A 14,318-nucleotide genomic window follows, 5' to 3' on the forward strand; every position below is an offset into this window, starting at 1 on the left:
TCTCTTTCCATTTTAAACGATTTGTATTTCAGCGCATTTTAATCTATCTACGCCCACAAAAGCAAAATAACTACACTTAATATAATCAAAAACATACCAAAATATTCGATAGCCGTTATCTTTTCTTTAAACAAACGATAGGTTAATGCAAGTGTGATAAAGAATTCCACCTGTCCAAGTGCTTTAACGTAAGCTGCTGTTTGAAAACTTGCCCCCGTAAACCAACCAATAGATCCTAAAACGCTTGTAACGCCAACAAACAAACATAAGCGCCAGTGTTTTAACATAAGTCCTAATTGTGATTTATCTTGAAAATACACATAGGCAAGTGAGATAAAAGTTTGTACCGTGATCATGAACACAAGTGTAACTGCAGCGCTCACCATTAAATCAGTGTTAAGCGCTAAACTAGACTCTCTTATCAATAAAGTAGTTATTGCTAAACCTAGCCCTGCTCCTAAGCCAAATGACAAACCTATCGTAGCATCAGAGCCCGCCATAACATGGCGTAAATTAAATTTAACTTTTGAGACTAAAAATACGCCAACAACGCCGACAATAACACTAAACCAGCCCATAAAACTTAAAGGAGCAGCAAATAATAATGCGCCTACAACAGCAACTTGAATTGCTTCAGTTTTTGCCAAGCTGGTCGCTACAGCAAAATTTTTATATCGAAATGCTGCTACTAAACAAACGGTACCGATAATCTGCGTTACACAAGCAATAAGGGCGTAAACTAAAAATTCGTTGTTAAGTTTAGGTATTTCTATCCCTTTAAATGACAGCATCCATCCTAAATATAGCCAGGCAAAAGGCAGCGCATAAACATACCTAACCGCGGTAGTTGCCATCGAGTTTAACTTACCAGAGAGCTGTTTTTGCCCCGCAGTGCGTACGGCTTGCATCGTTGCAGCAAGTAAGGTGAAATAAATCCAAATTTCCACTGGTACGATCCTAATTGTTGTTTGTACTGGTTAATACCATTGGTCTTAACTCATAAAGTAACTGGATATTAAATTGCAAATTGATTGTCTAAGACACTCACCCCTAAACCACTTTGCTTTTCTACCTTAATTTGTACCGCTATTCGCTCTTTTAACGCTTCTACATGACTAATAATGCCAATCATCTTACCCGTTGCATTTAAGTTATCTAATGCGTCTAAGGCAATCTCTAGGGTATCGTTATCTAATGTACCGAATCCCTCATCTAAAAACAGTGAATCAATACTGGTTTTACTGCTCACCAAATCTGAAAGTGCTAACGCCAAGGCTAAACTGACTAAAAAGCTTTCGCCACCAGAAAGCGTTTTAGTATCACGAACGCTATCCCCTTGCCATGTGTCGAGTACAGATAAACTTAAGGTTTCATTTGGTTGACACTGTAATTGATAACGGCCATCAAGTTTATTGAGTTGCTCGTTCGCTAAATACACTAAATGATTAAGTGTTAAACCTTGGGCAAAACGGCTAAATTTAGCCCCATCAGCTGAGCCTATTAAACGAGTTAAATAGGCTAAATCATCCAGTGCATTTTGCTCGTTAGTGATCTGAGTAAGTAACCCTTGTTGTTTAGTTTTGTTTTGCTGATCTGCATTGAGCGTTTGTTGATGTTGACCTAACTGCAATTGAGTTTGTTTTAGCTTTTCTGCTAAATTTTGCAGCAGGTGATCTAACATTGAGAGCTCAATTGTTTGTAACTTCTCTAAATCACCTTTGCTATTTTCTACTGATAATTTCACTTGGTTAATGGCTTGCTCAAGCTCTACTTTAATTTCACTCAGTTGCTCTTTAGCCCGTTTTTCTTGGCCTACAAACTGTTGTAAATTCACTACATCAGTGTGATGTGCACTTTGCAAACTTGTTAGCTTGAGGTTTACACTAGCTTCTTCTATTTCTATATGTTCTCTAACAAAATCAGAGGACTGCTGATTATTACTGACATAACCCAACTCAATAAAACAGGCAACACGTAACTTTAACTTCGACTCTAATAGTTCATTAAATACGGTAGACTGTTGTGATAGCGCAGATAATTGTTCCCTAGCTTGTTTAGCCTGTTCAAACCATAGAATATCATCCTTTTCAACACTGGATAAATCAGTTGAAAGCGGCGTTAATTTCACAGAAGCTTGCTCAAATAAAGTTACTTGATTATCAAGTTCTATTAACCAACTACTTGAGTTAAATAAACTAACCTTGTCACAATTGACAGATAGAAAATGACTAACTTGCATCGCGGTAACATCTTCTAGCAATATAGTTTTAATCTGATTAAGCTCAGTTTCTAGCTGTTTAAGTGCATTAAGTTGCTCAGTAATATCGTCTTGATTAGCGTTTAGTTTTGCTTGTATTAATTCAGATTGATGTTTTGCTTTTTCTACCCCTTGAGTAACTTTTTGTAACTGTTGATTTATAGCAAAGCTTTGCTGATTGTTTTCACTAAGATCACTATATAATTGATTGAGTAGCTGTACTTGCGAAAGTTTTGTATTACATGCCTGTTCAATATATTCAGTTTTTGCTAACACTAAGTTTAGTGACGCTGGTAATAACAATTGCTCAAAACTGGTTAGCAAGTCTATAAGTTCGCCTGCTATTTTTTGTGTCGACTCTTCATTGAACTTTACAGTGCTATTTAGCTGGTTTTCGAAATTTCGTAATTCATCGCCTGCGGCTTTAATACGCTCTAATTCATCAGTTAAGCTCTGTAAACGTTGTTGATGTTCATCAAGGTTAATTGCTTGGTATTGTGTAATAGCGGGGTGTTCTAAAGAGCCACATAATGGACAAGGTTGTTCTGGCTGTAGCTTAGCTCTGTGATCACTAAGATCCATAATTGTTTGCTGTTGAGCAATTAAAGTTTCTACATCTTTTCTTTGTTGATTTAGTACTGAGAATTGCTGACGTAATTCAGCTAATTGTTTTCCACAAATGGCAAGCTCAGTTGTCGATTGCTGCTTTTGACTTGCTAACTTTTCTTGTTCAAGAACTAGTGTGCGATAGCGTTTTGACAGTTGTAGTGCTTGTGTAAAACTTGCTTGCTGGTTTTGCGCACTATGAACTCTTGCACCTAGTGCATCAACTGTTACTTCACCATTAATAGGCTCAAGCGCTACTTGAAGTAATAATGGGTTATATTGTGATAATAACTGTTGGTGTTGTATATCAAACGTAGTTACCTGCTCTTGTAGCGTCTGCTGTTTTCTCTGGTTTTCTGTCAGTAAACCTTGTTGCTGGTTTTGTTCATCAATAAGGCGCTTAGTTAACTGCTGTGTTGCGGCTAACTGCTGATTTTTAGCTACAATCGTAGATTTTAATTGCGCTAACTGGTTAACTTGATTTCCCCACAAAGGTAGCTTTTCTTTAACACCAACTAATGTTTGGTTCTCTGTGAGATAATTTTGTATTTGGGCAATTTCAGCGCTTAGTAATTGTTTTTGTTCTTGGGTTTGTTGTTGTTTATCTTCTGCACTGGTTAATGCATTTGTTTGGATATTCACTTGTTGAGCAAGTGTATCCAATTGCGACATCATATGAACAATATCGCTATCAAGCGGTATTATGTTATTAATTAGCTTGTTTTCTATTAAGTGGAACTGAGTTTGTTGTTTCTCTTGCAATGCGAGCTGTTCATTAACTAGTAATTGACTCGTGCTAACTTGTTTTTGGGCTTGTTGAATGTCATTTGTCAGCACATCAGCTTGCGTTAACAGTTTATTTTGTGAAGCCTTTAATATTTGATAGTTTTTCAAGGCAGATAAACTTGTTTGCTCTAACGTTATTTGCGTACTTGTTTGCTCACATGTTGAAACTTCTTCTTGTAAAACAACACTCTCTTGTTCAGTTAAAAGATTAACCCCTTGTGATTGCGCTTGTAATAACTGTAAAGATTTTTCAGCCGCTCTGTGGTTATCAAAAACTTGCTTAGAAATTTCACTGTATATTTCCGTACCTGTTAATTGCTCTAATAGCTGAGCTCTTTCTTTGCCATCTGCATTTAGAAAAGCAGCAAACTCACCTTGTGATAACATCATTGATTTGGTAAAATGCGAAAAATTCAAACCGGTAATTTGCGCTATTTTATCTTTGACTTCTTTTAATTTTTCCGCAATGATAGTACCACTATCTGTATCGTCTCCGTCATATTCAGCATTTAAGATCGACAATTGCGCAACAGGCGCTAATAAATTGCCATCGGCCTTATTACGAGCACGTTTTTGGCTCCAAAACGCGCGATACACCAGCCCTTTTACTTCAAATTCAACTTCTGCCATGCAATTAGCACTATAACGTGTCATTAACTGGTTCTGACTCGCTGAAATTTTCATCCGTGGTGTTTCATGATACAGCGCTAAACAAATAGCATCGAGAATACTGGTTTTTCCTGCGCCTGTTGCGCCTGTTATTGCAAATAAGCCATTAGTATCAAAAGGCGCTTTGGTAAAATCTAATAACCAAGCATTTTTCAAAGCATTAATATTCTCAAATCGTAATCGCAATATTTTCATCGAGCACTTCCCTTCGCTAATACTTGCGCGACCGTTTGCTTAAACAAAGTTTGCAGTCTTTTTTTATGATCTTCTACTTTCTCAGCTTCGATATCAACTTCAGGGTGAGACTCATTACTGTCACCTTCATTACTATCAACTTGATTGGTGGTTCCACATTTCTGGTTAAAGTATTCCTCTTGGCTTAAACGTGATGAGAATACATCATCAAGGGTAAGTTCACTTAACATGCTATTGTCTTGTTGTTCTTGCATTAATTGCTGTCGTATTTGTTTAGCACGCCTAACTAATAATATTTCAACGGGGAAATCTTCAACAAGTGTTTCGATTCTTGACTGTAAATCACTTAAACGATCACTATCGACTAGTTCAATATCTAACCAAAGTTTTGGATTGTCTTCTGGGCTGAGGTTTAACTCAGCCAGTAACTTCTCAACCACTTGACTTAGTTCATGTAAACTGGTTTTGACCATGGCCAATGGTTGAAAGCATGGCACGATGAGATCAGTCACTGAAGATAAATCACCCTCGTTAAAATCAACTAATAATACTCGTTTATTTTGTTTAGCCTCATCAAAACTTAGTGCGATTGGTGAGCCACAATAGCGAATATTTTCGGTTTTTCCTACTTTTTGTGCACGATGAATATGACCTAAGGCAATATAATCAGCCGCAGGAAAAGCATTACTTGGCAGCGCCTCTAACGTGCCAATATAAATATCTCGAACTGAATCAGAGGTAGTAACACCCAAAGCAGTTAGGTGTCCGGTCGCAATAATAGGTAACTTCAGTTTGCTGTCTTTCACCAGTTGCTGAGCATATTCAAATAAGGCTTGATAATGAGCGACAATGGCTTGCTGTAAACTTAAGGATTTATCACTGGCTGATTGTCCCTGTTGACTTTTAATAACATCGCGAGGACGAATAAATGGCACAGCACAAATCACCGCTTTAGGTTTTTGCTTATTATTCTTCAAAATGAAAACTTGTTCAGCCAAATTTTCATTGTTATCAAGATCACTCACATTAGCGATCACGCGAGTAGATAAAGCGCTTAATAGGTCTTTTGATTCCGCCAACATGCTTACAGAATCATGATTACCTGCTAAAATAACAAGCTGGCAATTAAGTGATTGAAGTTCACTAATAAAATTAAAGTACATTTGCCTTGCATAACTTGGCGGTGTTGCGGTGTCAAAAATATCACCGGCAACAATAATGGCATCAACATCATGACTTTTAGCTTGTGCTAACAACCAAGTTAAAAATTCCTGATGTTCATTTGCGCGGCTTTTACCATAGAAATATTGACCTAAATGCCAATCAGAAGTGTGAATAATACGCATAAAAGCTAAAGAGCATCTTAAGGAAATAATTGGTTGATAATTCTACCTCATTAGGATAATTAAACCATTAAATATTATCAATAATTGGTGGTTAAAAAATAATAATGACACCGGCAATCAAGCAACTTAAACAGAAAAATATATCTTTCAAAATACATCAATATCAACATGATGCTAACGCCCAATCATTTGGTATTGAAGCGGTGGAGAAATTATCCCTCAATGCAGAGCAAGTTTTTAAAACGTTGGTGATCTGCACTGACACTAATCAATTAGCCGTTGCCATAGTACCTGTTATGTTTAAGTTAAATTTAAAAGCTATCGCCAAAACCTTAAAGGTAAAAAAAGTAAAAATGGCTGATGCTAATCGTGTTGAAGTGAGTACTGGTTATGTTTTAGGTGGCGTTAGCCCATTAGGTCAAAAGAAGTTATTAACCACGATTATAGATAACAGCGCACAACACTTTACTTATGTTTTTGTTAGCGGCGGTAAACGTGGCTTAGAAATAGAATTATCACCGCAAGATTTAGCTACAATGTGTCGCGCAATTTTTGCTGATATAGTTGTTTAAAATAGTTAGTTAAAGTAGTTAGTTAAAGTAAACACTTAAAACGTTACAGAAAAATTAAGTAATTGTTTAGCTGTTATAGGCTTACTAAAATAATAACCTTGTATATAATCACATTTCAACTGATTTAATAGTTCAAATTGTTCTTTAGTTTTAACCCCTTCAGCAATAACTTTCAAGCCCAAACTTTGTGCCATAGCAATAGTTGCTTTAACCAAATCATAATCAGCTTTATTGCTTGTTATATCAGTGATAAAGCTTCTATCTATTTTGAGAATGTCAAAGGCATATTGACGTAAATAACTTAAAGAAGAATAGCCGGTACCAAAGTCATCCATTGAGAGCTTAACACCAAGTTTATGTAATTTAATAAGGGCTTCATCAATATAGGTTTGCCCTATCATGAGCACACCTTCGGTAATTTCAAGTTCAAGCTTGTCAGCAGAGACATTAGCCTTAATGAGAGATCTTTCAATAAAATCAAATAATAATGGATCTCTAAATTGGCGTGGAGATAAGTTAACGGCAATTCTTAATGAATTTTGCTGTTTTGTTTGCCAAGTGCTCAAAAAAGATAATGCCCGTTTAAGGACAAATTGACCAATAGGAACAATTAAACCCATATGCGCTGCAATAGGTATAAACTCATCTGGCGTGACATTACCTAATGCGGGATTATACCAACGTAGTAGTGCTTCAGCGCCAATAATTTGTTTATTGGTAGTATCAATTTGAGGTTGATAATACACGTCAAATTCACCACGTTCTAATGCTCCACGCATTTGTTCTTCAATTTCTAAGCGGCGTAGCATATTTACATTCATTTCTTTGGTAAAAAATGAATAAGTATTTCGGCCCAGTGATTTGGCTTTATACATAGCAGCATCAGCATTTCGTAATAATTCAGAGGTATCTTTACCATTTTCAGGGAACATGGCAATACCAATACTGAGCGTTAAAATAAGTTCTCTACCATCTATTTTAAAAGGGTTTCTGAAGGTTCTTAGTAAGTTTTCTGCAATCGATAAAGCACTAAGTTCATCCGATAAACCACGTAAGAGAAATATAAACTCATCCCCCCCTAAACGCCCTACCGTATCTTCTTTTCGAACAATTTTTTTTAATCGTGTTGCTGATTCAATCAGTAATTTATCACCCACCTCATGACCTAATGAGTCGTTCACTTTTTTAAAGTCATCTAAATCAAGGAAGAGCACAGCAGTTTTTTCATTATTACGTTCAGCTTCAGTAAGCATTTGCGATAAACGATCTAAGGCTAAGAAACGGTTAGGTAAGCCTGTTAAGGTGTCATAATAGGCATGCTTTTTAATTGATTCTGCTGCCTGATGTTGTTCCGTGATATCTCTAATGATGGCTATTATTTGTTTATTGTTAGCCAGATAAGTAATTCGGGCCTCAAAATAAACCACGCCTTGTGGCATTACTAGATCATATTCAAAACTAATCACCCCTTCTTGCGTGATAACCTTCACTATATTGCTTTTAAATTTATCGGCAACCTCACTTGGCAGCATGTCAGTCATAGACTTACCAATAAAATCTTCTGGAGACGCATAGAGATTTACTTTATTACTCGCGTGATAGTCAATGATGGTGCCATCAACTTCCATTAAGAAAAATAAATCAGGAATTACTTCAAATGTTGCAGCTAACATGTGCTCTTTAAGTTTAGCTTGTGCCTCAATATGCTTTAAATCAGATAAGTTAATATCAATACAGTACATTTGTTTTTGATTATATTGGTTTGTAAACTTGACATGGTTTGAATGTACAAAAATGTTTTTGCCATCCTTACGACGCAGTAGTAATTCTCCTGATGGGATTTCTACACCATTACTTAGCCAATTTTTAATACCTGCTATAACCGACTTTTTGATTTGCTCAGGAATAATTAAATCTTCTAGCTTTCTCCCTAAAGCTTCCTTACTAGTATAGCCATAGAGTATTTCGCTGCCCTTATTCCAATAAACAACCTGACGATTTTCATCATAACCTTGTACCGCAATAGCATCCACAGCATCAAGTAAATGGTGCAGCGGATCATTCATCACATAATTGGGAGGTAAACGCTCCTGCTTAGACGGTTTATTATTAGACACTAACTTAACATAGTCCTTCATATAAAGTTTTTAACGGGTTCTTGAATAGGTAACTTTATAATAGACGCTAATTTAAGATATTACCTACTAAACAGTTATATAAAGTAGAAAGTATCAACTTTTTACTTATTTACGCTTTTTCAATACCAACCGCAACTACCTTATATTCAGGACATTTAGTGTGTTTATCGGTTACATCACCTGTTACCCGGTTGATCATTAACTCAGGAAAATGGAATGTGGTAAATAAAACACCTTGCTTTACCTTATCACTAATCTGAGCAGTTAATGTTATTTCACCACGCGCAGAAAACAACCTTACATTGCTTTTGTTAATGATACCTTTTGAAATTGCATCTTGACGGTTAACAAGTAAAACATCTTCACTTACAAGGCATTCGTTACTTGTTCTGCGGGTCATGGTGCCAGCATTATAGTGCTCAAGATTTCGGCTCGTCGTTAGAATAAATGGAAATTCCTTTTGATTAACTAGAATTTCACTACTTTCTTCAAATTCATAAAAATGAAACTTTCCTAAACCTCGTTTAAAAGTATCCGTGTGTAATATTTGAGTATCAACACCACCTTTTTTTACGGGCCATTGCAAGCCATCGTTTCCTAGATTTTGCCAAGTAATACCGGTAAAAAATGGCACTACTTGGGATATTTCTGCTAGCATAGAACCCGCATCATAGGGTGTTTGTGGATAACCTAAAGCATTCATCATTTCAACAATGATATCACCATCAGTTTTGCAACCCGCTCTAGGTTTCACTGCGGCATTGACTTTTTGCACCCGACGTTCGCCATTGGTAAAAGTGCCACTTTTTTCTAAAAAAGTTGTGCCCGGCAATACCACATCGGCCATTTTGGCCGTTTCTGACAAAAAGATTTCTTGTACTATCAACAAATCTAAATTAGCTAGGCTAGCAACAACATGCTGTTGATTCGGATCGGTTTGCACAACATCTTCACCTAATATCCATAACGCTTTTAAATCACCTAACAAAGCCGCATTAAACATTTCAGGAATTTTATAACCAACTTTTTTCGGCCATTGATTTAAATTAACCATTGAGTTTTCAGTGATTTGATAATGCTGTTGGTAATAAGTAATACTGTCTGTGTCTTCAACAGGAAAGTACCCCGCTCCCTGATGTGGCTGACAACCCATATCAGCAGCACCTTGAACATTGTTTTGTCCACGAAGTGGATTCATACCAACACCTTGTCGGCCTATATTACCTGTTAGCATCACTAAGTCAGCAATGCACATAATAGCCCTACTACCTTGGCTGTGCTCGGTCACACCTAAGCCATGAAAACTCATGGCATTATTCGCTTTAGCATAAGCAACAGCGGCTTGTTTTACCAAGTTTTTATCAACACCTGCAATATCGGCTAAGTTATCAATATTGAGTGCCATAATGGCTTGACGGTAGCTTTGATATTCTTCAGTACGATCATTAATAAAAGCTTGATCAATTAATCCTTCAGCGATAATAAAGTAGGCCATCATATTTAATACGGCAACGTTAGTGCCAGGGCGTAATTGAATATGCCAGTTAGCATATCTGGCTAGCTCGGTTTTTATTGGATCAATAACAATGAGCGGTGTACCTTTCATCACTTTTTGTTTGATTTTAGCGCCCGTCACGGGATGTGCCGCTGTTGGGTTAGCACCAATAAGTAAAATAAATTCAGTTTGTTTTATGTCTTCGATAGAGTTTGTTGCCGCACCCGTACCGAAACTATGCTGCATACCGTAGGCAGTAGGTGAATGGCAAACCCGAGCACAACAATCGATATTATTAGTGCCGATCACTACGCGCATCATTTTTTGTAATAAATAGTTTTCTTCATTAGTGCAACGCGCCGATGAAATACCTGCAATAGCATCACTACCATGCGCTGATTTTATGGAGTTGAAACGTTGAGCAATATAATCAAAAGCATAATCCCAACTGACTTTTGTTAACTTGCCATCAATTTTCACTAAAGGAGAGTCTAAACGGTCATCATGATCATAGAATCGCCATGCATAACGCCCTTTTAAACAGGTATGGCCATTATTCACTGCTGCATCTTTAGGCGCTTCAATTGATAATATTTTGTTATTTTGCACCGACACTTCTAGATTACAACCAACACCACAATACGAACAGATGGTACGAATTTTTTCTATTGGTGTTTGCTCGTTTGTATGTTGGGCTTTTGCTAGTTGTTGGCGAAAAACATCACTGATAGCCCCTGTTGGGCAAGTTTGTGCGCAAGCACCACAAGAGATACAGTCAGAGTCATTAAAACTAACATCTTGTCCTTTAATAATTCGTGCATCAAAACCACGACCAGCAACACTTAAAACTTGCTCTCCTTGAATTTCATCACAAGCTCGTACACAGCGATTACAATCAATACACAAAGATAAATCCATACGCATGTACGGATGACTGTCATCACAAAGACTCGCTTCACCTTTTTTATTAACCGTTAGTGGCACACTAGCAACACTTTGTCGTCCTTGGTTAAAACGTACTTCAGTTACGCCAGTAGCAAGAACCACTTGTTCAAATTCTGTATTACTCGTACTTTGTTGTACCGGTAATGTGTGTTGTGGTAAATCGCTCAGTACCAATTCAATAATATTTTTACGTAACTTTTCAATACGTAGTGAATGAGTATAAATATGCATACCATTACTAATGGGTGTATGACAAGAAGCCATCACTTTTCTTGGCCCCTCTGCCACTAAGGCAACATCGACACTACAAACGCGACAACTGCCGTAAGGCTCTAATCGCGAATCATCACATAAGGTAGGGACAACGTGGTCAGTATTTGATCGGCGACTAAAGGTTAAAATAGTTTCACCTTGTTCTATCAGGTGGGAGACACCGTTTAAAAAAGCGTGTGGCGCTTGTTCATGACTTATGAGACTCATTATTACTCTCCTATTTCTGTACTTTGCTTCGACAGAAAGTAAGGTGAAACTTCATCTTCAAAATACTGCAATATATTGTTAATGGGTAATGGTACGCCACCACCTAAGGCGCACAAAGAGCCCAACTGCATGGTTTCTAATAGATCACTTAATAATTCAGAGTTAATTGGTTGTTTACCTGTGATTGCTTGCTCGAACATTTCTTGACCACGCACTGAGCCTATTTGACAGGGATAGCATTTACCGCAAGATTCAAGTGCCGTAAATTCAAACAAATGGGCGATATAATCAATCATTTTCATTGACTGTGGAATACCAATAATACTGGCATGGCCAAGTAAAAATCCATTATCACTGAATGATTCAAAATCTATGGTGAGCTTGTCTATTTCAGCTAACGGCACTACACCGCCCAGTGGCCCACCAATATGCAATGCTTTGATGTCTTTTACAAAACCGCCAGCAAGCTCAATAACCTTTGTTAACGTTGTGCCCATCGCCACTTCTATAATACCGGGGTAGACAAAAGCGCCATCAAGAGAAAGTAATTTACTGCCGGTAGATTTACCATTACCTAACGTTTTATATTTATCAACACCGCTATTGTTAACACTATCAAGATCAGAAAATATAAAATGTATTGAGGCAAAAGTTTCAACATTATTGACTACGGTTGGGCAACCAAATAAACCACTCTGCGTTGGAAATGGTGGTCTAACAGAAACCACAGGTCGCTGACCTTCGATTGAACGTAATAGTGCCGTTTCTTCACCGCAAATATAAGCGCCTGCACCTTTGATTATTTTAAAGGAAAAACCTGCTGATATTTTTTCATCCAATATGAGCTGTTCAAATTCACTTATCGCTTGCTCGGTTTGTTTTATTGCTTCAGGATATTCTGCACGAATATATAAAACACCCGTTCTAGCACCGGTTAATAAGCCCGCCATTAACATGCCAAATAATACTGCATGTGGCCGGTGTTCTAGCAAATAGCGATCAGAAAAAGCCCCCGCATCACCTTCATCCGCATTACAAACAATATACTTTTCCGCTGAAGTTTCCGTTAACGCTGAGCGCCATTTAATACCCGTTGGAAAACCTGCACCGCCACGACCGCGTAGCCCTGATCCAACTAACTTTTCTAATAATTGCTGCTGTTGATATTGTTTAGATAAGTCCTCGAACAACTGGTAATACTTTGCTACATCAGAGATTTCAGCCGTTAAAATTGGTTCAGCTAAAGTAGTACGTACCTGATAATTTTCATTTGAAGCGGTGTTTGCTTCACCAATAATTTGTTTTACCTTATCAATATCCGAACCTGAGAAATTGTTACCATTCACTTGAAAAGCACTATTCTCCGCACAACGTCCTAAGCAAGTAACATGACCAACATTTTCTGCACCAAATTCAGCAACTAACGTTTCTTTAACCGTAGCTTGAGTATTTGCACACAAGCAAGAAGAGCCATTACACACATACGCTTTTTTGTTAGCGTTATGCTCATTGGTTCCATCATCAATAAAATCATAAAAACTAGCCGCACCATGAACAACAGCTTCGCCCATTAAAAACTCTTTCGCCAATACTTGACGTTGATGCTTTAATGCGTCGGTTGAGTTAACGCTAGTTGAACCAACGCTATCTGAAAAAATAAGCTGTTGAAATAAAGTGTTGTCAATGCCCTGTCTACGGGCAAGTTGTGATAAGTTTTTCGACATGATTTACTCTCTTACTTTTTCATAAAATAGATATTTACAGCATTTGATTATTTTCTACTTAACGCCGAATTTACGCTTTAATCCGCCAATCACCATGATAAAGATTAAAGGAGTCAGCATTAGCAAACCCAATCAAGGTTAATTCAAACCGTTGAGCGGCTTTAATTGCTAATTCAGAGGGTGCTCCAACGGCAACTAAAATACTGATTCCCGCCATCACCGCTTTTTGTACTATTTCAAAGCTTACCCGTCCACTAACCAACATAATTAACAGTTTATTACTTTGCAACGATGGGTGTTCAACGAGGCGATGACCGATAAGTTTATCCACCGCGTTATGTCGACCAATATCTTCAAAAACAGTTAATAACTCCGCGTGGTGATTAAACAGTGCTGCTCCATGTATGCCGCCGGTAATATCAAACAAGGGTTGTTGTGTTCGCATTTTGTCACTTAACGTATAAATATAATGTGCACTACATTGTAAATTGTCAGTTAAGGTCAATAAATTAGGCGGATTTTTAAATTCTAGCGCTTTTAATGACGTTGCACCGCACAAACCACAACTTGAATACGTTGTTTGAAAACGTTCAATTGATGTTAACTTTGGTTGCTTTCCTTTAACTAAATATACTTGCCAACTATTTTTATTAGAATTTCCCGCGCTGTTATCAGGGCTTATGTTTTCTATATCTTCGTAACTATTTATCACACCTTCACTAAATAACAAACCAAGAATCAAATACTTATCATCACCTAAAGAGCGCATAGTGATAGCAAATACTTTTGTTTCAGCCCCTTCGTCTTCCCTGTACCAATGTAAGTTGATTTGTAAAGGCTGCTCAGTAACAACGCTATCGCGTGCAATCACTCGGTTAACCTTATGTTTACGAGTATAGACCACTTTATCAACTCGCTTTATGGTGTACTGATTATCGGCAATATCCGCCATAATTATCCAATTAATTATTCTGGTATCCCCCTGTGTCAGGATTGTTGTCGCCTCAATTAATTTAGTAAATAAACAGGGAGCGGTAAGTTAACAACAGTGTACTATCAAAGGCATTCAAGCCAATTTAAAGAAGCAATATTAAATAAACTAAGT

At 37.3% G+C, this 14,318-nt stretch carries 8 protein-coding genes; 1 reads left to right on the forward strand and 7 read right to left on the reverse strand.

Going from position 1 to position 14,318, the window contains the following annotated elements; translation table 11 throughout:
- Positions 1-47 precede the first annotated feature (47 nt).
- The 3 genes from DWA31_RS13240 to sbcD all read right to left on the reverse strand — a co-directional run bounded on the left by DWA31_RS13240 (position 48) and on the right by sbcD (position 5,859).
- On the reverse strand, positions 48-947 hold the full coding sequence (locus DWA31_RS13240; RefSeq protein WP_114327047.1) for a DMT family transporter: 900 nt from the start codon (positions 945-947) through the stop codon (positions 48-50).
- 68 nt (positions 948-1,015) lie between these two features.
- On the reverse strand, positions 1,016-4,513 hold the full coding sequence (locus tag DWA31_RS13245) for an AAA family ATPase (protein WP_114327048.1): 3,498 nt from the start codon (positions 4,511-4,513) through the stop codon (positions 1,016-1,018).
- Positions 4,510-5,859: an exonuclease subunit SbcD gene (gene sbcD / locus DWA31_RS13250; protein ID WP_114327049.1), complete on the reverse strand. Its 1,350-nt coding sequence runs from the start codon at positions 5,857-5,859 to the stop codon at positions 4,510-4,512. The genes DWA31_RS13245 and sbcD overlap by 4 nt, the downstream gene beginning before the upstream one ends.
- 104 nt (positions 5,860-5,963) lie before the next feature.
- On the opposite strand from sbcD, the gene ybaK reads away from it, so the two are divergent.
- The gene (gene ybaK, locus DWA31_RS13255; protein ID WP_114327050.1) at positions 5,964-6,431 is read left to right on the forward strand and encodes a Cys-tRNA(Pro) deacylase; all 468 of its coding nucleotides are present in this window, start codon (positions 5,964-5,966) and stop codon (positions 6,429-6,431) included.
- A 35-nt stretch (positions 6,432-6,466) separates the two neighbouring features.
- Here ybaK and DWA31_RS13260 read toward each other — a convergent pair whose 3' ends face one another.
- The 4 genes from DWA31_RS13260 to fdhD form a co-directional block, all read right to left on the reverse strand.
- The gene (locus DWA31_RS13260; RefSeq protein WP_245942623.1) at positions 6,467-8,497 is read right to left on the reverse strand and encodes a sensor domain-containing protein; all 2,031 of its coding nucleotides are present in this window, start codon (positions 8,495-8,497) and stop codon (positions 6,467-6,469) included.
- A gap of 181 nt (positions 8,498-8,678) precedes the next feature.
- Entirely contained in the window at positions 8,679-11,489 is a 2,811-nt protein-coding gene (gene fdhF, locus DWA31_RS13265; RefSeq protein WP_114327052.1) for a formate dehydrogenase subunit alpha, read from the reverse strand.
- 2 nt (positions 11,490-11,491) lie between these two features.
- Entirely contained in the window at positions 11,492-13,213 is a 1,722-nt protein-coding gene (locus tag DWA31_RS13270; RefSeq protein ID WP_114327053.1) for an NADH-ubiquinone oxidoreductase-F iron-sulfur binding region domain-containing protein, read from the reverse strand.
- A 70-nt stretch (positions 13,214-13,283) separates the two neighbouring features.
- The gene (fdhD, locus tag DWA31_RS13275) at positions 13,284-14,165 is read right to left on the reverse strand and encodes a formate dehydrogenase accessory sulfurtransferase FdhD (RefSeq protein WP_114327054.1); all 882 of its coding nucleotides are present in this window, start codon (positions 14,163-14,165) and stop codon (positions 13,284-13,286) included.
- Between the last annotated feature and the right edge of the window lie 153 nt (positions 14,166-14,318).

Origin of the sequence: Candidatus Colwellia aromaticivorans, from assembly GCF_003333305.1 — a bacterium.
GTDB classification, from domain to species: domain Bacteria; phylum Pseudomonadota; class Gammaproteobacteria; order Enterobacterales; family Alteromonadaceae; genus Colwellia; species Colwellia aromaticivorans.

Coding starts and splice junctions, on each gene's coding strand:
- DWA31_RS13245 (WP_114327048.1), bottom strand. CDS start 4,513: ATGAAAATATTGCGATTACGATTTGAGAATATTAATGCTTTGAAAAAT.
- sbcD (WP_114327049.1), bottom strand. CDS start 5,859: ATGCGTATTATTCACACTTCTGATTGGCATTTAGGTCAATATTTCTAT.
- ybaK (WP_114327050.1), top strand. CDS start 5,964: ATGACACCGGCAATCAAGCAACTTAAACAGAAAAATATATCTTTCAAA.
- DWA31_RS13260 (WP_245942623.1), bottom strand. CDS start 8,497: ATGAATGATCCGCTGCACCATTTACTTGATGCTGTGGATGCTATTGCG.
- fdhF (WP_114327052.1), bottom strand. CDS start 11,489: ATGAGTCTCATAAGTCATGAACAAGCGCCACACGCTTTTTTAAACGGT.
- DWA31_RS13270 (WP_114327053.1), bottom strand. CDS start 13,213: ATGTCGAAAAACTTATCACAACTTGCCCGTAGACAGGGCATTGACAAC.
- fdhD (WP_114327054.1), bottom strand. CDS start 14,165: ATGGCGGATATTGCCGATAATCAGTACACCATAAAGCGAGTTGATAAA.